Here is an 18,359-nt window from a genome sequence, read left to right as displayed (position 1 = left end):
GGTCAGACGTCGTCGTCGGAGGTGTCCGGCGCCTCGCGCAGGGCGTCCTCACTCAGGCCTTTGCGCCAGTAGCCGACGAACGTCACACGGCGACGGTCGATCCGGCGCTCATTCACCAGATGGCGGCGCAGCGCCTTCACCGACCCCGACTCACCGGCGATCCAGGCGTACGGGGACGACCCGGACAGCTCCGCGGCGCGCACGGCGTCGACGGCGGCGGGCGCGCCCTCCTCCCGGACCAGCCAGGTGACGGTCGCGTCCGCCTCGGTCGCGAGCTCCATCCGGTCGGCCGCGTACGGGACGTCGAGCCACACCCGTGCCCTGGTGCCGGCCGGCAGCGACTGAAGGATGGACGAGGCGGCGGGCAACGCCGTCTCGTCACCCCAGATCAGCACCTCGTCGGCGTCGTCCGGCAGCCGGAACCGCACACCGGTGTTGTCCGCGACCGCCGGGCCGAGCACGACGACCCGGTCGCCCTTGGCGGCCTGCTGGGCCCAGCGGCAGGCCGGGCCGCCGTCCTCGTGCAGGGCGAAGTCGATGTCGACCTCATCCGGGTCGTGGCGCTGCTCCCGCACGGTGTACGAGCGCATGACGGCCCGTACGTCGTCCGGCATGGCCCGCCAGGCACCGAGCGCGGCGTACAGGTCGTCGCCGTCGAGCGGCGGCATGACCGGCTCGGGCTGACCCGGGTGCGGGAGGAACAGGGAGAGGGACTGGTCCCGGCCGCCGGAGGCGAAACCTTTCAGCTCCTCGTCCGTGGCTCCCGTGAAGGTGACCCGGACCAGCGACGGGCCGAGCCGCCTCGTCCGGTCGACCCGGAGGGCGAAGAAGCGGAACGGGACGGTCTCGGCTGTCGTCATCGAGGTCAGGCCACCTTCTTGGCGTTCTCGATCGCCTTGGCGAGGTCCTCGAGGATCGGGGCGCACTTGCCGTACGAGTAGACGGGCTCCGTCACGCGCGGCACGACCTGGCCGGCCTTGACGGCGGGCAGCTGACCCCAGGTCGGCTTCGCCTTGAGGGCCTCGGGCTGCAGCGCGGAGGAACGGTTGTCCAGCAGGATGATGTCGGCCTTGTACTTGGCGACGTTCTCCCAGCTGAGGCTCTCGAACCAGCCGCCCTGGTCCAGCTTGGTGGGCGTGACGAGGTTGACGCCGAGCTCCTTGAAGTACAGCGTGTCGCTCGGGCGGGCCGGGGTGGAGACGTAGAAGAGGTCGGCGGCTGCGGAGCCGATCAGGACCTTGATCTCCGGCTTGGCCTTGGCCGCCCTGCGCAGCCGCTCGGCCGCCTTCTCGAAACGGGCCTTGTCGTCGAGGATCCTCTTCGCCTTGACGTCGGCCCCGAGGGCCTGGGCGAGGTCCACGTGACGCTGGAGCACCTTGGGCATCGAGGCGTCGGACGCCCACAGGGCGACGCTCGGCGCGATCTTCAGGATCTTGGCCTTCTGCTCCTCGGGGACGTACCAGAGCTGGTCCTTCTCCCACATGTCGGTGATGAGCAGCTCGGGCTCCAGCTTCAGGTACTCCTCGATCTTGAACTCGCCCCACGTGTTGCCGATCACCGCGACCTTCTTGATGTCCAGGTCACCGGCCTGGACGTCGGGCGTCCGCTCCTTGGTCTTCGGGTCCTCGACGTACGTCGGGCCGAAGACGCCCTTGACCTTCACGCCGAAGTCGTGGAGCGAGGCGGCGGTACCGGTGAAGGCGACGATGTTCTTCGGGGTGGACTTCAGCTCGACGGTCTGCCCGCGGTCGTCCTTGAAGGTGAACGGCTTCTCCCCGGCGGAGCCGGAGCCCTTCTCCTCCTTGCCGCCGCCACACGCGACGAGCGCGGCGCCGAGCCCGAGGGCGCCGCCCGCGGCGAGCAGACCGCGACGGGAAAGGTGGGTGGCTCGGGCGTTGCTGGGCATGGCGGGATCGCTTTCGTACGAGCCGGTGATCGGCTGGGCAAGTTCGAGGGTAGGTTAGCCTAACCTCAGGACTTGTCCAGAGGGTGCCCCTGGCAATTGCGCCCGGCCCGGTGTGACGGTGCCCTAACGGGGCCGTGGCCCCTGACGGGGTGACGGGGTGACGGATGCGGGGCCGACGCCCGCGCGCGGTGCGGTGTGGCGGGCGGTGGTTCAGTCCCCCACCCCGCCCCTTCCCGAAACCGGGGGCGATGCCCCCAGGCCCCCTGACGGGGGGACGGATGTGGGGTTGACGCCCCACACCCCGGACGCGGCAGCTTCCCGCCGCGGTGGGCTGGGTGGTGGTCAGTCCCCCACCCCGCCCCTTCCCGAAACCGGGGGCGATGCCCCCAGGCCTCCCGACGGGGGGAGGGATGTGTGGGGCTGAGGCCCCACACCCCGGACGCGGCAGCTTCGCGCCGCGGTGGGCTGGGTGGTGGTCAGTCCCCCACCCCGCCCCCCGAACTCGGGGCGATGCCCCAGGCCCCCTGACGGGGGGAGGACGGACGCGGCAGATTCGCGCCGCGCCCCCGGCGACCACCCACATCAGCCGCCCCACCACCGGGACGTGAGGGTGGGGATGACCCCACACCCCCGCACGCGTCAGCCGCGCCGCAGGGGTCACAACCCGCACTCGGCGGACGGCATCGGGGTGGGCCGTGCGGGCCGTCCCCGCAGCGGGCCGGCGGCCAGGACACGGCAATCAATGCAAGGGCCCAGAGCCGCCGGGCCCGTTGGGGGTGCCCCTCTGGGGGAGAGTCGAGCCCGGAGGGGACCCGCGCCCCACCCACCGACGGCAGCCGCACCCCGGGAGACGGCAACGAACCCAGCACGCCCGCCCCGAGGCGCGGCAACGAACCCAGCACGCCCGCCCCGGGGCGCCCCGGGTCAGGCGGAGAGGCCCAACTCCCTTGCGATCAGCATGCGCTGCACCTCGCTCGTGCCCTCGCCGATCTCCAGGATCTTGGAGTCCCGCCACATCCGGGCCACCGGATACTCGTTCATGAAGCCGTACCCGCCGTGGATCTGCGTCGCCTCGCGCGCGTTGTCGACGGCGACCGTCGACGAGTACAGCTTCGCCACCGCCGCCTCCTTCTTGAACGGCTCACCGCTCACCAGTCGTGACGCCGCGTCACGCCAGCCGATCCGGGCCATGTGCGCCCGCATCTCCATGTCCGCGATCTTGAACTGGATGGCCTGGTTGTCCCCGATCGGCCGCCCGAAGGCGTGCCGCTCCTTGGCGTACTTGACCGACTCGTCCACGCACCCCTGGGCGAGCCCGGTCGCGAGCGCCGAGATGGCGATGCGGCCCTCGTCGAGGATGCGCAGGAACTGGGCGTACCCGCGCCCCTCCTCGCCGAGCAGGTTCGCGGCCGGGACGCGGACGTCGGAGAAGGAGAGCTCACGGGTGTCCGAGGCGTTCCAGCCGACCTTGGAGTACGGCGCGGCCACGGTGAAGCCGGGGGTGCCGGACGGCACGATGATGGACGAGATCAGCGGGCGCCCGTCGTCCTTGCGGCCCGTGACGGCGGTGACCGTGACCAGACCCGTGATGTCGGTACCCGAGTTGGTGATGAAGCACTTGGAGCCGTTGATGACCCACTCGTCACCGTCCCGCACGGCCGTCGTCCTCGTACCGCCCGCGTCCGAGCCGCACTCCGGCTCGGTCAGCCCGAACGCGCCCAGCAGTTCGCCGCTGCACAGGCGCGGCAGCCACTCCCGCTTCTGCTCCTCGGTGCCGAAGCGGTGGATCGGCATCGCGCCGAGCGAGACGCCCGCCTCCAGGGTGATGGCCACGGACGAGTCCACCCGCGCCAGCTCTTCCAGGGCGATGCCGAGGGCGAGGTAGTCGCCGCCCATGCCGCCGTACTCCTCGGGGAAGGGCAGGCCGAACAGGCCCATCCGCCCCATCTCCCGCACGATCTCGTACGGGAACTCGTGGCGTTCGTAGAAGTCGCCGATCTTCGGAGCGACGACCTCGTGGGCGAACTCCTCGACGGTGCGGCGCAGTTCCTCGTGCTCCGGTGAGAGCCGGTGGTCCAGGGGCATGACTCAGGACTCCTTGTGGGAGGTCGCGCCGGCGAGGGCGCGGACGGTGCGGGACGGGCTGGGACGGCCCAGGTGCCCGGCGAGCCACACGCTGGTGGCGGTGAGCCGGCCGAGGTCGACTCCGGTCTCGATGCCGAGGCCGTGGAGCATCCACACGAGGTCTTCGGTGGCGAGGTTGCCCGTGGCGGACTTGGCGTACGGGCAGCCGCCGAGGCCGCCCGCGGAGGCGTCGATCGTGGTCACGCCGTACTGGAGCGCGGCGAGGGTGTTGGCGAGGGCCTGGCCGTAGGTGTCATGGAAGTGGACGGCGAGGGCGCGGGCGGGGATCCCGGCGTCGTCCAGGGCGGCCAGGAGCCGCTGCACGTGGCCGGGGGTGGCCACGCCGATGGTGTCGCCCAGGCTCAGTTCGTCGCAGCCCATGTCCATCAGGCGCCGGGAGACGCGGACGACCCGGTCGATGGGGACGGCGCCTTCCCAGGGGTCGCCGAAGCACATGGACAGGTAGCCGCGCACGGCCAGGCCGTGCTCTATGGCGCGGGTGACGACCGGGGCGAACATGGCGAGCGCCTCGTCGACCGTGCGGTTCAGGTTGGCCTTCGCGAACGACTCGGTGGCGCTCGCGAACACGGCCACCTCGCGCGCCCCGAGCGCCAGCGCCCGGTCCAGCCCGCGCTCGTTCGGCACGAGGACCGGGAGCCTGGCGGGTACGTCCCGGACCAGGGGGAAGAGCTGTTCGGCGTCGGCGAGTTGGGGCACCCACTTCGGGTGGACGAAGCTGGTGGCCTCGATCGTCGACAGCCCGGCGCCGGCGAGGCGCCGGATGAACTCGGCCTTCACCTCGGTCGGGACGGTGCCCTGTTCGTTCTGGAGGCCGTCGCGGGGCCCGACTTCATGGATCCGCACGCGCGCCGGCAGCCCGGACGCGGGCACGACCATGGGCAGCCCGGTGGGTCCGGTCGGTCCGGTCAGTCCGGTCGGTTCGGTCGGCTCGGTCGGTTCGGTGGGTCCGGTGGTCATTCCTCCTCCTTCGGGGCGACCACGGCCAGGACCTGGTCCATGGCGACGGTGGTGCCGGGAGTGACGTCCAGCTCGGCGACGGTGCCGTCGTGCGGGGCGGAGATGACGTGTTCCATCTTCATCGCCTCGACGACGAGGAGCCCCTGGCCGGCGACCACCTCGTCCCCGACGGCCACCTTGACGACGGTGACGGTGCCGGGCATGGGCGCGGTGAGGGCGTCGGCCCCGGAGTGCGCGGTACGGCTCAGCGACGCCTCGACGGGGTCGTGGTCGAGGACGTTCCAGCTGTCCCCGTCGCGGCCGAGCCAGGTCCCGGCGCGGTGGAAGGTGTGGGTGACGCCGTCCACGGTGACGGTGACCCGGTCCTCGGTCACGTGCGCGTGCGCACCGGCTCCGGCCCGGTGAGCAACGGGTTCGAGACCCGGTACGCGCAGCCAGTGCGTCAGCGGCGCCGGTTCGCCGCCGAGCCGCCAGCCGCTGGGCACCGAGAACGGGTCCGTCCAGCCGCCGGCGTCCGGGCGGGGCCGCAGCCGGGCCTCCCGTACGGCCGCGGCGGCTTCGTACACCTCGTCCGGCACCCCGGCCGGGATCAGGCCGTCCACGTCCCGCTCCACCAGACCGGTGTCCAGGTCGCCCGTGACGACGTCCGGGTGGGCGAGCAGCCGGCGCAGGAAACCGGCGTTGGTGGGCACGCCGAGGGTGACGGTGTCCGCGAGGGCCGCGCGCAGCTTGCGCAGCGCCGTGGGGCGGTCCTCGGCGTGCACGATGACCTTCGCGAGCATCGGGTCGTACAGGCTGGACACCTCCGTGCCCTCGCTCAGCCCCGAGTCGGTCCGTACCCCCGCGCCCTGCGGCTCGTTCAGCGCCAGGACCGTGCCGCCCGACGGGAGGAACCCCCGGGAGGGGTCCTCGGCGCAGATACGGGCCTCGATCGCGTGCCCGCTCAGCGTGATGTCGTCCTGGGTGAACCCGAGGGGCTCTCCGGCGGCGACCCGCAGCTGCCACTCCACCAGGTCCAGGCCGGTGATGAGCTCGGTGACCGGGTGCTCGACCTGGAGGCGGGTGTTCATCTCCATGAAGTAGTAGGAGGAAGGGTCACCGCCCGGGACGATGAACTCGACCGTCCCCGCGCCCCGGTAGCCGCAGGAGCGGGCCGCCTGCACCGCCGCCTCGCCCATCGCCGCGCGCGTGTCCGCGTCCAGCAGGACGCTCGGCGCCTCCTCGATGATCTTCTGGTGGCGGCGCTGGAGCGAGCACTCGCGCTCGCCGAGGTGCACGACGTTGCCGTGCCCGTCCGCCAGGACCTGGATCTCGATGTGGCGGGGCCGGTCGATCCACCGCTCCACCAGCAGCGTGTCGTCGCCGAACGACGCCCGCGCCTCGCGCCGCGCCGCCGCGATCTCCTCCAGCAGCGCCGACTCGACCCGGGTGAGCCGCATGCCCTTGCCGCCGCCGCCCGCCGAGGGCTTCAGCAGCACCGGCATGCCGATCTCGCGGGCCGCCGCCGCCAGTTCGTCGTCGGACAACCCGCTGCCCGAGGAGCCGGGCACGACCGGCACGCCGGCCGCCTTCACGGTCTCCTTCGCCCGGATCTTGTCGCCCATCAGGGAGATCGCCGAGGCGGGCGGCCCGATGAAGACCAGCCCCGCCTCCTCGCACGCCTGCGCGAAGACGGCGTTCTCCGCGAGGAAGCCGTACCCCGGGTGGACCGCCTGCGCGCCGGTCCGCTTCGCGGCCTCCAGCAGCCGGTCCACGCGCAGGTAGCTCTCGGCGGCGGCCGGCGGCCCGATCCGTACCGCCGTGTCCGCCTCCCGTACATGGCGGGCACCGGCGTCCGCGTCGCTGAAGACGGCCACCGAGCGGATGCCCAGGGCCCGCAGCGTACGGATGACGCGGACCGCGATCTCGCCCCGGTTGGCCACCAGAACCGTGTCGAACATCGTCATCGTCTTGAGGTCCCTCACATCCGGAAGACGCCGAAGCCGGGCTCACCCAGCGGGGCGTTGGCACAAGCGGTCAGGGCCAGACCCAGCACCTGGCGGGTCTCCAGCGGGTCGATCACGCCGTCGTCCCACAGCCGGGCCGTCGCGTAGTAGGCGTTCCCCTGCCGCTCGTACTGCGCGCGGATCGGGTCCTTGAACGTTTCCTCGTCCTCGGCAGGCCAGGTCTCGCCGCGCGCCTCCATCTGGTCGCGCTTGACCGTGGCGAGGACGGACGCGGCCTGCTCGCCGCCCATCACGGAGATCTTCGCGTTGGGCCACATCCACAGGAAGCGGGGGGAGTACGCCCGGCCGCACATGGAGTAGTTGCCCGCGCCGTACGACCCGCCGATGACGACCGTCAGCTTCGGCACGCGCGTGCAGGCGACGGCGGTGACCATCTTGGCGCCGTGCTTGGCGATGCCGCCCGCTTCGTAGTCCCGCCCGACCATGAAGCCCGAGATGTTCTGGAGGAACAGCAGCGGGATGCCGCGCTGGTCGCACAGTTCGATGAAGTGGGCGCCCTTCTGGGCGGATTCGGAGAACAGGATGCCGTTGTTGGCGACGATCCCGACCGGGTGACCGTGGACGCGGGCGAAGCCGGTGACCAGGGTCTGCCCGAACTCCGCCTTGAACTCCGCGAACCGGGAGGCGTCGACGATCCGGGCGATCACTTCCCGTACGTCGTACGGGGTGCGGGAGTCGACCGGCACCGCGCCGTACAGCCCCGCCGGGTCGACCTTCGGCTCCTCGGCGGGCTCCACCGTCCAGGGGAGCGGTCCGCGCGCGGGGAGGGTCGAGACGATGTTCCGCACGATCCGCAGCGCGTGCGCGTCGTCCTCGGCGAGGTGGTCGGTCACGCCGGACGTCCGGGAGTGGACCTCGCCGCCGCCGAGCTCCTCGGCGGTGACGACCTCACCGGTCGCCGCCTTCACGAGGGGCGGGCCGCCCAGGAAGATCGTGCCCTGGTTCCGTACGATCACGGCCTCGTCGCTCATCGCGGGCACGTACGCCCCGCCCGCCGTGCAGGAGCCCAGCACCGCCGCGATCTGCGGGATCCCGGCGCCGGACAGCCGGGCCTGGTTGTAGAAGATGCGCCCGAAGTGGTCGCGGTCGGGGAAGACCTCGTCCTGCATGGGCAGGAACGCGCCGCCCGAGTCGACCAGGTACACGCACGGCAGCCGGTTCTCCAGGGCCACCTCCTGGGCGCGCAGGTGCTTCTTGACGGTCATCGGGTAGTACGTGCCGCCCTTGACGGTCGCGTCGTTCGCGACGACCACGACCTCCCGGCCGCTGACCCGCCCGATCCCGGCGATCACGCCGGCGGCCGGTGCCTGCCCGTCGTACATGCCCTCGGCCGCGAGCGGGGCGAGCTCCAGGAAGGGCGAGCCGGGGTCGAGGAGCGTGTCGACCCGGTCGCGGGGCAGCAGCTTCCCCCGGGCGGTGTGCCGGGCGCGGGCCTTCTCACCGCCCCCCAGCCGCACGGCGGCGAGCCGGGCGCGCAGCCCGTCGGCCAGCTCGTGGTGCGCGGCCTCGTTGGCCTGCCAGGCCGCGGACGCGGGATCCGCCGCGCTCGTCAGCACCGGTGCCTGTTGCATCGTGTCGCCCCCAGGTTAATGAGCGTTAACGCGTTTCCATCAGGTTAACGAGCGCTAACCGCGTTGTCTAGAATCAATCCCATGAGCACCAGGACCGACGCCCCGACACGCCGCGAGCAGATCCTCAAGGAGGCCGCCCGCCTCTTCGCCGAGCGCGGCTTCCACGGCGTGGGCGTCGACGAGATAGGGGCCGCGGTCGGCATCAGCGGCCCCGGCCTGTACCGCCACTTCCCGGGCAAGGACGCGATGCTGGCGGAGCTGCTGATCGGCATCAGCGAACGCCTGCTCGACGGCGGGCGGCGCCGCGTGGCGGAGGCGGACGGCCACCCCGAGGCCCTGCTCGGCTCCCTCATCGACGGCCACATCGACTTCGCGCTCGACGACCGTCCGCTGATCACCCTGCACGACCGGGAGCTGGACCGCCTGCGCGACGCCGACCGCAAGCGGGTGCGGCAGCTCCAGCGCCAGTACGTCGAGCTGTGGGTGGACGTGGTGCGCCGCCTGTACCCCGGGCAGACGGAGACGCAGGCCAGGGCGGCCGTCCACGCGGTGTTCGGGCTGCTGAATTCCACCCCGCACCTCGCGCCCGCGACCGCGGACGACGGCCGGTCGGCCCGTACGGCGACGGAGGAGCTGCTACGCCGTCTGGCCCACGGCGCGTTCGGCGCCCTGGGGTCACCCGCGTAACCGTCCACGAAACGGAATGGAGCGGCCCCGGGCGGGGGCGGACGGCAGAATGGGGCCCATGCCGATACCCAGCCGCGCCGCCCTCGTCGAGCACCTCGTCCGCACCCGCATCGCCGGAGACGTCGCCACGCCCCGCGACAACAACCTCTCCCACTACCGCAAGCTGGCGAACGGCGACCGCCACTACTGGCTGGGCCTGGAGCTGGGTGACCGCTGGACCGACGAGCAGGACGTGCTCGCCGTCATGGCCGAGCGGTGCGGGGTGAACGACGACCCGGAGCACCGGGCCGGACAGGACACCATCGACCCCGAGCTCACCGTCGACGGCCTGGACCGGATGGCCGCCCGGCTGCGCAAGGCCGCCGCCGGCGGGCAGCGGGTGCTGTTCGCGACCGGTCACCCCGGCGCGCTGCTCGACGTGCACAGCCGTACCGCCGCCGCGCTGCGCGCCGCCGGGTGCGACATCGTGCGCATCCCCGGCGGGCTCACCGCCGACGAGGGGTACGTCGTCCAGTTCGCGGACGTCGCCGTCTTCGAGCGCGGCGCGAGCCTCTGGCACACCCACTCGCCGGAGCCGATGAACGCCATCCTCGACCACCTGGACACCCAGCCGGACCTGGTGGTCGCCGACCACGGCTGGGCGGGCCGCGCCGGTCAGCGCGGGATCGACTCCCTCGGGTACGCCGACTGCAACGACCCGGCGCTCTTCATCGGTGAGGCCGAGGGCACCATGCAGGTGACGATCCCGCTGGACGACCACGTGGTGGACCCGCGGTACTACGAGCCCATGACGGAGTACCTGCTGGACGCGGCCGGACTGCTCTGACCGGCGCGCTCAGGGACCCGGGGTCCGGCGGCGCCGGGCCCGGGGGCCGAGGTCGGCCGGCTCGCCCCGCGCCGCCTCCATGAAGGCGTGCCGCCGTTCCCTCTTGGCAGGGCGCCGCCGCGCGTGCCCTCGCGCACGCGCGCGTGCAGCGCTTCGGCCTCCGCCTGGGCGGCCTGCGCCGTCTCGTACGAGCAGGCCGGCTCCACGGCCTTCTTCGCGAGCCACAGGGCGTGCAGGGCCTCCTCGTCGGTGCCGTCGCCGACCGGCGGCCCCGGCTCCCTGCTGTCCGGCACCAGCTCGATGCGCTGCGCGGAGCCCAGGAAGCCGACGATGGCCGCCTCGCGCTCGGCGCGCTCCGCGGCCGGCCCGCTCCCACTGGTGGCGCCGGCTCTCGACGCGGGTGGCCGGATGCCGGCCGATGAGCGTGCCCGCCGTGCCCGGCGGCCCGCCCGCCAGGGCGAGGACTGTTCCCCGATACCTCATCCACGGTGCACGGCGTGGACGATCACACCCGTGCCCGTCGAGCCCCTGGCGGGCCGTCAACAACACGGCCCGCCACGGGAAGACGTCTCATCCGCGCGGAACGCGGACCACACCCTCCTGGATGACCGAGATCGCCAGCTGCCCGTCCCGCGTGTAGATACGGGCCTGGCCCAGGCCCCGGCCGCCCGAGGCGGAGGGGGACTCCTGGTCGTACAGGAGCCATTCGTCGGCCCGGAAGGGCCGGTGGAACCACATCGCGTGGTCCAGCGACGCGCCGACGACGTCACCGACCGCCCAGCCGCCCCGCCCGTGGGCGAGGAGCACCGAGTCGAGCAGCGTCATGTCCGACACGTACGTCGCCAGGCAGACGTGGAGCAGGGGGTCGTCGGCCAGCTTGCCGTTCGTGCGGAACCACACCTGGGAGCGGGGCTCGCGCGGCTCGCCGACGCTGCCCCACGGCGGGACGTCGGCGTAGCGCAGGTCCACCGCCGCCCGGGCCTCGATCAGCCGCTCCGCGACATCGGCCGGCAGGTGGCGGGGCAGCGTCTCGGCGGCCGTCGGCAGGGCCTCCGGGTCGGGCGCCGGCGGCATCCCCGCCTGGTGCTCCAGGCCCTCCTCGTACGTCTGGAAGGACGCGGAGAGGTGGAAGATCGGCTGCCCGTGCTGGACGGCGACGACCCGGCGGGTGGTGAAGGAGCGGCCGTCGCGGATCCGGTCCACGGTGTACACGATCGGCGCGCCGGGGTCCCCGGGGCGCAGGAAGTACGCGTGGAGGGAGTGGGCGAGCCGGTTTTCGGGGACGGTCCGGCCGGCCGCCACCAGCGCCTGGGCGGCCACCTGGCCGCCGAAGACGCGGGGGACGAGGGCGGAGCGGGACCGGCCCCGGAAGATGTCCTGCTCGATCCGCTCCAGGTCGAGCAGATCGAGCAGGTCGTCGAGCGCTTGGGTCACCTGGCTTACAGGCCCATCGACTTGGCGATGATGGTCTTCATGATCTCGCTGGTACCGCCGTAGATGCGGTTGACGCGGTTGTCCGCGTACAGGCGGGCGATCGGGTACTCGTTCATGTAGCCGTAGCCGCCGTGCAGCTGGAGGCAGCGGTCGATGACGCGGTGGGCGACCTCGGTGCAGAAGAGCTTGGCGCTGGCGGCCTCGGCCGGGGTCAGCTCGCCCGCGTCCAGGGCCTCCAGGGCGCGGTCGGCGACCGCCTGGGCGGCGTCGACCTCGGCCTGGCAGGCGGCCAGCTCGAACTTGGTGTTCTGGAAGTGCGCGACCGGCTTGCCGAAGACCGTGCGGTCCGTGACGTACTGCTGGGCGAACCGGATCGCGGCCTTGGCCTGCGCGTACGCGCCGAAGGCGATGCCCCAGCGCTCGGAGGCCAGGTTGTGGCCGAGGTAGGAGAAGCCCTTGCCCTCCTCGCCGAGCAGGTCCTCGACCGGCACCTTGACGTCGACGAACGCCAGCTCGGCGGTGTCGGAGGTGCGCAGGCCGAGCTTGTCCAGCTTGCGGCCGATGGAGTAGCCCTCGGACTTGGTGTCCACCGCGAAGAGGGAGATGCCGAAGCGGCGGTCCTCGGCGGAGGGGGCGGAGGTGCGGGCGCACACGATCACACGGTCGGCGTGCACACCACCGGTGATGAAGGTCTTGGCGCCGTTGAGGACGTAGTGCGTGCCGTCCTCGGAGAGCTTGGCGGTGGTCTTCATGCCCGCGACGTCGGAGCCGGTGCCAGGCTCGGTCATCGCCAGCGCCCACATCTCCTCGCCGGAGACGAACTTCGGCAGGTAGCGCTTCTTCTGCTCGTCGGTGGCGAGCATCTTGAGGTACGGCAGGGCGAGCAGCACGTGCACGCCGGAGCCGCCGAACTGGACGCCCGCGCGCGCGGTCTCCTCGTACAGCACGGCCTCGAACTTGTGCGTGTCCAGGCCCGCGCCGCCGAACTCCTCGGGGACGTTGATGCCGAAGACGCCCAGCTCGCCCAGCTTGTGGTAGAAGTCGCGCGGCGCCTGGCCCGCGGCGAACCACTCGTCGTAGACGGGGACGACCTCGGCCTCGATGAAGGCGCGGATGGTCTCCCGGAACGCCTCGTGGTCCTCGTTGAATACGGTCCGGCGCACGGACGCCTCCTCGTGGTCGTCGCTGGGTACGGTCTGGCTAAGCGCTTGCTCAGGGTCTTGCCCACGAAGTTACCCGGCGGTCACGGACGCTGTCCAGGGTCGTTCGTGTCACAACCATCACGGTGACCACCGCAGCGCGAACCACAGCTCCATGCGCGCCTCCGCGTCGTCCAGGTCCATGCCCAGCAGTGCCGCGCACCGCGCGATCCGCTGGCGGACCGTGTTGCGGTGCACGCCCAGGGCCGTCGCCGTGCGGTCCCAGCTGCCGTGCAGGGACAGCCACGTGCGCAGCGTCTCCCGCAGGGGCTCGGTGAGCGGCCCGAGCAGGGTCCCGGCGTGCGCGGCGGCCTCCTCCGGATCGACCAGCGCGCCGAGGCCGGCCGGACGGTGCCGGACCAGGGGAGCGCCCGTCGCCAAGGCGCGGCGCAGGGCGCGGGCCGCCTGGAGATCGGCCGCGCCCAGGTCCCCGGGGCCGGCCGGAGCGCTGACCCCGAGCGTCCAGCCCGGGTGCGGGGCGAGGTCCCGGCCGGCCGGGAGAAGCGCCCGTACGGTGCCGTCCTCCGCCGACATCAGAGGGGTGCCCAGGGGCGGCGGGGGGCCTTCACCGCGCGCGTGGACCACCGTCCACGGGGCCTCGCCCAGCAGCGGGGTCACCTCGGCCGGGGCGGCGCCCAGCAGGAGGCGGACCAGGGCCGTGGAGCGGGCGGCCTCGTCGGCGCCCTGGTGCGGGGCGGTCAGCAGCGACAGGAGGACCACCGCGACGCCCGCGATGGTGTGGTCGCCCGGCTCCCGGCGCGCGGCGGCGAGACCGAGCGTCAGGCGCCGGGTGTCGCCGAGGGCGTACGCGGCGAGGTGGACGCCGGCCACCGTGTCGGTGGCGGAGGCGGGGCGGGCGCCCGCCCCGATGACCTGGACCAGGTGGGACAGGGCGGACCGGGCCTCCGGCGCCACGGAGCGGCCCGCCGCCGCGTACTCGGTGCCGTCCGGCGCGTACAGCGCGGCCCGCCCCGCCAGCCGTGACGCCAGCGCGTGCAGCACGGCGGGCACCGGGTCGGGCCGGGCGGCGGCGGTCGCGAGCGACTGCTGCGCCTCCGTGACGCGCCGCAGCTCGTGGTGGCGGGCCTGCGCCATGAGCCGCCACACCGCCCGGCCCACCGCCGTGAACGGCGTCCTCGGCGGCACCTCCAGCAGCGGCAGCCCATGCCGCGCACAGGCCGCCACCAGCTCCTCCGGCACCGTGTCGTACACCGGCGTCACCCCGAAGCCGAGCGCCGCCGCCCCCGCGGCGACGACCCGCGCGACGTACCGCGCGGGGTCGGTGAGCTGCACGCCCGCCGTCATCAGCAGCTCGCCGCCGAGCAGATAGGGGTAGGGGTCGGCCATCTCGGAGGTGTGCACCCAGTGGATGTCCGCCTCGGACGGCCCGGTGATCAGGCGCAGCCCCAGCTCCTCGCGCGCGAGGAGCGCCGCGAGCGGGATGGCGGGACCGGGCGGGGTGGCGGGGCCGCCGGGCGGCGGCAATGGTGCGGCGGGTCCGGGTGGCGAGGGATCCGGCATGGACGTTTCCTCCATCCATAGGGCCTTGGATGGAGGAAACGTACACTTCAGCCTTTCCGCCCGGCCACCTACTGTCGTGTCGGCCCGACGTGCGCCGGCCGGCGGCCGCGGGGGGCTGCGCCATCCCCGGACCGACGGCGACCGGGGCCGTCCCGGCCCGCGGTTAAAGTCATAAGAGCCGATACGGCAGATAAGTACGGAAGAAGGCAGTTGGTCATGAGCAGCAACGACAACGGGACGCCGCGCGGCCCCATCGACTCGTCCCGCGTCCCGCGGTACGCCGGACCCGCGACGTTCGCGCGGTTGCCGCGGCTCGACGAGGTCGGCACCGCCGACGTCGCCGTCATCGGCGTGCCCTTCGACTCGGGTGTGTCCTACCGGCCCGGCGCCCGCTTCGGCGGCAACGCCATCCGTGAGGCGTCCCGCCTCCTGCGCCCCTACAACCCGGCGCAGGACGCCTCGCCGTTCGCGCTCGCGCAGGTCGCGGACGGCGGCGACATCGCCGTCAACCCGTTCAACATCAACGAGGCCGTGGAGACCGTCGAGGCCGCCGCCGACGACCTGCTGAACACCGGTGCCCGCATCATGACCCTCGGCGGCGACCACACCATCGCGCTGCCCCTGCTGCGCTCGGTGGCGAAGAAGCACGGCCCCGTCGCCCTGCTCCACTTCGACGCCCACCTCGACACCTGGGACACCTACTTCGGCGCCGAGTACACGCACGGCACCCCGTTCCGCCGGGCCGTCGAGGAGGGCATCCTCGACACCGAGGCGCTCTCCCACGTCGGCACCCGCGGCCCGCTGTACGGCAAGCAGGACCTGACCGACGACGAGAAGATGGGCTTCGGCATCGTCACCTCCGCCGACGTCTACCGCCGCGGTGCCGACGAGATCGCCGACCAGCTGCGCCAGCGCATCGGCGACCGCCCGCTGTACATCTCCATCGACATCGACTGCCTCGACCCGGCCCACGCGCCCGGTACCGGCACCCCCGAGGCGGGCGGCATGACCTCCCGCGAACTGCTGGAGATCCTGCGCGGCCTGGCGTCCTGCAACCTCGTCTCCGCCGACGTCGTCGAGGTCGCCCCGGCGTACGACCACGCGGAGATCACCTCGGTCGCCGCCTCCCACACCGCGTACGAGCTGACCACCATCATGTCCCGGCAGATCGCGGCGGGCCGCGCCACCGGCGCGGAGCAGGCCGCGAAGTGACCCCGGCCGCCGGGTCCGGCGCCCTCCCCCCGGCGCCGGGCCCGGCGGTACGGCGCGACGGAAGGGACGCCCCATGACCCACGACCACGACCTGGTGCTGCGGCCCACCGCCGCCCAGACCGAGGCCGCGCTCAACCCCCCGCCCGGCCGCACCGGCGGCGACCTCGTCGTCGAGACCCTGGCCGGGCTCGGCGCCACCACGGTCTTCGGGCTGCCCGGCCAGCACGCGCTCGGCATGTTCGACGCGCTGCGCCGCTCGTCGCTCCGGTACGTCGGCCTGCGCGTCGAGAACAACGCGGGGTTCGCCGCCGACGCGTACGGCCGGATCACCGGCGAGGCGGCGCCGCTCCTGCTGTCCACCGGACCCGGCGCGCTGATGTCGCTCGCCGCGCTCCAGGAGGCCGCCGCCGCCAGCGCGCCCGTCCTCGCCATCGGCAGCCAGGTCCCGGCCGCGGGGCTCGGCGGCGGACGCCACGGCTACCTCCACGAACTGCGCGACCAGCAGGCCTCCTTCCGCGACGTCGTCAAGTCCGTGCACACCGTCCGTACGCAGTCGCAGATCCCTTCCGCCGTCGCCGCGGCCTGGCAGTCCGCGCTGACCGCGCCCCACGGGCCCGTCTGGGTCGAGATCCCGCAGGACGTGCTGCTCGCCCCGGCCGCGCTGCCGGCCGTCACGGCCATGGACGCCACGCCGGACGAGCTGCCGCCCCGCCCCGAGCTGACCGCCCTCGCGGCCTACCTGCTGTCCGGCGCCGAGCGCCCCGCGATCATCGCGGGCGGCGGCGTCGTACGCTCCGACGCGTCCGGCAAACTCCGCGCCCTGGCGGAGCGCGTCCAGGCCCCGGTCGTGACCACCTTCGGCGGCAAGGGCGCCTTCCCCTGGGAACACCCGCTGTCCCTCCAGTCCTGGCTGGAGGACCGGCACATGACGGACTTCCTGGAGGACGCGGACGTCCTGCTGGTCGTCGGCTCGGGGCTCGGTGAACTCTCCTCGAACTACCACACCTTCACGCCGCGCGGCCGGGTCATCCAGATCGAGGCCGACCTCGGCAAGCTGGAGTCCAACCACCCCGCCCTCGGCATCCACGCCGACGCGCGCCTCGCGCTGTCCGCGCTCCTGGAGACCGTGGACGCCAGGCCGGACGCACACGCCGCCGACCGCGTCCGTACGGTGCTGGCGAAGGTGGGAGAACGGCTCGCCGCCCAGGACCTGACCCTGGAACGCCAGGTCCTCGCCGCCGTGCGCGACGCCCTGCCGGACGACGCGCCCAGCTTCTGGGACATGACGATCCTGGCCTACTGGGCCTGGTCGGCGTTCGACCCGCGCCGCCCCAACACCATGCACTCCGCCCAGGGCGCGGGCGGCCTCGGCTACGGCTTCCCCGCGGCGCTCGGCGCCGCCACGGCCGACCCCACCACGCCGGTGCTGGCCGTCTCCGGCGACGGCGGCGCGATGTACTCGCTCGCCGAACTCGCCACGGCGAAGCAGTACGGCCTCGACGTCACCTGGCTCATCGTCGACGACGGCGGCTACGGCATCCTGCGCGAGTACATGACGGACGCCTTCGGCGAGGCCACCGGCACCGAACTGGCCCGCCCCGACTTCGTCGCCCTCGCCGAGTCCTTCGGCGTCCCGGCGGTCCGCACCACCCCGCAGGACCTGCGCGACGACCTCGCCAAGAGCCTCGCCACCCCCGGTCCGTCGGTGGTGGTGCTCCCGGCGCTGCTGCGGATGTTCGCACCGACCCACCTCACGGACACCGACGGGCGCTGACACGACCGTAGGGAAGCACGGGTCACGTGCCGCGTGACGGTGACCCGTGCTTCTCCGCGCGGGTGACGTGCCGCGTGACGGTGACCCGTGCTTCTGCGCACGGGCTTGGGCGTACAACCTTCCGGCCCCTCACCGGTCTGGAAGAGCGTGACTTCCCTACACCGCCACAGACGCGGCGCGCTCGGCGCGGCCCTCGCCCTCGGGGTGCTGCTGCCCACCGCCGCCACGGCCACGCCCGCGACCGCCGCGCCGGCCGTCACGTGCACCTCCGCCAAGACCGGACTGGCCGCCAAGCTGTCCCAGGACATCGCGGCGGCGCTCAACGGCCGGTCGTCCATGACGGCCGTCGCCGTGTACGACCGCAGGACCAACACGCACTGCGAGCTGCGCGCGACGCAGGCGTTCGACTCGGCGAGCATCGTCAAGACGACCGTGCTCGCGACGCTGCTGTGGGACGCGGACAAGCAGAAGCGCCGGCTGACCCAGCGCGAGGTCGACCTGACCACCGCCATGATCACCAAGTCGGACAACGCCTCCACCAGCACCCTGTGGAAGCAGCTCGGCGTCGCCAAGGTGAAGGCGTTCCTCCAGGCGGCCGGGATGACCCAGACCGTGCCCGGCTCCGGCGGCTACTGGGGCCTCACCCAGATAACCGCCCGTGACCAGCGCAAGCTGCTCACCCTGGTCGCCGCTCCGAGCACCGTCCTGACCGAGACCTCCCGCACGTACATCCGGAGCCTCATGCAGCGGGTCGTCTCCTCGCAGCGCTGGGGGACCCCGGCCGGCGCGCCCGCCGGCATGACCGTCCACGTCAAGAACGGCTGGCTGTCGCGCGCCACCCACGGCTGGCGCGTCCACAGCACCGGCGTCTTCACCAGCAACACCGCGAACTACTCGATCACCGTGCTCACCCACGACAACAAGACGATGACCGACGGCGTCAACACCATCCAGGCCGTCGCCCGCGCCGTGCACCGCGACCTCAACCCGACGACGTACAGCACGGGCCGGACGTTCACGCCGCCCGCCGTCCCGCAGGAGGTGATCCCGCCGCTGCCCGAGACCGGCCCCGCCCACCCCGCCACGTAACCGTGGAATGAAAACCGCGTGCAGGGACGTTG

Annotated in this window: 15 protein-coding genes; 5 read left to right on the top strand and 10 right to left on the bottom strand. The window is 73.0% G+C overall.

The window, feature by feature from the left end; genetic code table 11:
* Positions 1–2 precede the first annotated feature (2 nt).
* The 6 genes from ABZZ38_RS24720 to ABZZ38_RS24695 form a co-directional block, all read right to left on the bottom strand.
* Entirely contained in the window at positions 3–860 is an 858-nt protein-coding gene (locus ABZZ38_RS24720) for a siderophore-interacting protein (RefSeq protein ID WP_356743657.1), read from the bottom strand.
* A gap of 5 nt (positions 861–865) precedes the next feature.
* On the bottom strand, positions 866–1,906 hold the full coding sequence (locus ABZZ38_RS24715) for an ABC transporter substrate-binding protein (RefSeq protein WP_356743655.1): 1,041 nt from the start codon (positions 1,904–1,906) through the stop codon (positions 866–868).
* Positions 1,907–2,830: 924 nt separating this feature from the next.
* Complete coding sequence (locus ABZZ38_RS24710; RefSeq protein WP_356743653.1) at positions 2,831–3,991, bottom strand: acyl-CoA dehydrogenase family protein; 1,161 nt, start codon at positions 3,989–3,991, stop codon at positions 2,831–2,833.
* A gap of 3 nt (positions 3,992–3,994) precedes the next feature.
* Positions 3,995–4,927 (bottom strand): hydroxymethylglutaryl-CoA lyase, encoded by a 933-nt coding sequence (locus ABZZ38_RS24705; RefSeq protein WP_356743707.1) that lies wholly within the window; start codon positions 4,925–4,927, stop codon positions 3,995–3,997.
* A 77-nt stretch (positions 4,928–5,004) separates the two neighbouring features.
* Positions 5,005–6,948: an acetyl/propionyl/methylcrotonyl-CoA carboxylase subunit alpha gene (locus ABZZ38_RS24700; RefSeq protein WP_356743705.1), complete on the bottom strand. Its 1,944-nt coding sequence runs from the start codon at positions 6,946–6,948 to the stop codon at positions 5,005–5,007.
* 20 nt (positions 6,949–6,968) lie between these two features.
* The gene (locus ABZZ38_RS24695; RefSeq protein ID WP_356743651.1) at positions 6,969–8,585 is read right to left on the bottom strand and encodes a carboxyl transferase domain-containing protein; all 1,617 of its coding nucleotides are present in this window, start codon (positions 8,583–8,585) and stop codon (positions 6,969–6,971) included.
* 81 nt (positions 8,586–8,666) lie between these two features.
* On the opposite strand from ABZZ38_RS24695, the gene ABZZ38_RS24690 reads away from it, so the two are divergent.
* Positions 8,667–9,272 (top strand): TetR/AcrR family transcriptional regulator, encoded by a 606-nt coding sequence (locus ABZZ38_RS24690; RefSeq protein ID WP_356743649.1) that lies wholly within the window; start codon positions 8,667–8,669, stop codon positions 9,270–9,272.
* 58 nt (positions 9,273–9,330) lie between these two features.
* Complete coding sequence (locus ABZZ38_RS24685) at positions 9,331–10,098, top strand: phosphatase (protein WP_356743647.1); 768 nt, start codon at positions 9,331–9,333, stop codon at positions 10,096–10,098.
* Here ABZZ38_RS24685 and ABZZ38_RS24680 read toward each other — a convergent pair.
* The 4 genes from ABZZ38_RS24680 to ABZZ38_RS24665 form a co-directional block, all read right to left on the bottom strand.
* Complete coding sequence (locus ABZZ38_RS24680) at positions 10,050–10,391, bottom strand: hypothetical protein (protein ID WP_356743645.1); 342 nt, start codon at positions 10,389–10,391, stop codon at positions 10,050–10,052. The genes ABZZ38_RS24685 and ABZZ38_RS24680 overlap by 49 nt on opposite strands.
* Positions 10,392–10,668: 277 nt before the next feature.
* The gene (locus ABZZ38_RS24675) at positions 10,669–11,532 is read right to left on the bottom strand and encodes an acyl-CoA thioesterase II (RefSeq protein ID WP_356743643.1); all 864 of its coding nucleotides are present in this window, start codon (positions 11,530–11,532) and stop codon (positions 10,669–10,671) included.
* Between the two features lie 5 nt (positions 11,533–11,537).
* A complete protein-coding gene (locus tag ABZZ38_RS24670; protein WP_356743641.1) occupies positions 11,538–12,695 on the bottom strand; it encodes an acyl-CoA dehydrogenase family protein in 1,158 nt (385 codons plus the stop codon).
* 117 nt (positions 12,696–12,812) lie between these two features.
* The gene (locus ABZZ38_RS24665) at positions 12,813–14,252 is read right to left on the bottom strand and encodes a PucR family transcriptional regulator ligand-binding domain-containing protein (protein WP_356743639.1); all 1,440 of its coding nucleotides are present in this window, start codon (positions 14,250–14,252) and stop codon (positions 12,813–12,815) included.
* Between the two features lie 216 nt (positions 14,253–14,468).
* Here ABZZ38_RS24665 and speB point away from each other — a divergent pair, with 216 nt between their 5' ends.
* The 3 genes from speB (at position 14,469) to ABZZ38_RS24650 (ending at position 18,327) form a co-directional block, all read left to right on the top strand.
* Positions 14,469–15,464: an agmatinase gene (gene speB, locus ABZZ38_RS24660; RefSeq protein WP_356743637.1), complete on the top strand. Its 996-nt coding sequence runs from the start codon at positions 14,469–14,471 to the stop codon at positions 15,462–15,464.
* 73 nt (positions 15,465–15,537) lie between these two features.
* Positions 15,538–17,238: a thiamine pyrophosphate-binding protein gene (locus ABZZ38_RS24655; protein WP_356743634.1), complete on the top strand. Its 1,701-nt coding sequence runs from the start codon at positions 15,538–15,540 to the stop codon at positions 17,236–17,238.
* A gap of 204 nt (positions 17,239–17,442) precedes the next feature.
* On the top strand, positions 17,443–18,327 hold the full coding sequence (locus ABZZ38_RS24650) for a serine hydrolase (RefSeq protein WP_356743703.1): 885 nt from the start codon (positions 17,443–17,445) through the stop codon (positions 18,325–18,327).
* Positions 18,328–18,359 lie beyond the last annotated feature (32 nt).

The organism is Streptomyces sp. NPDC006368 (assembly GCF_040612535.1).
Lineage (GTDB): Bacteria > Actinomycetota > Actinomycetes > Streptomycetales > Streptomycetaceae > Streptomyces.
The sequence above is the reverse complement of the archived record's forward strand: the minus strand, read 5'-3'. Positions and strand labels throughout refer to the sequence as shown.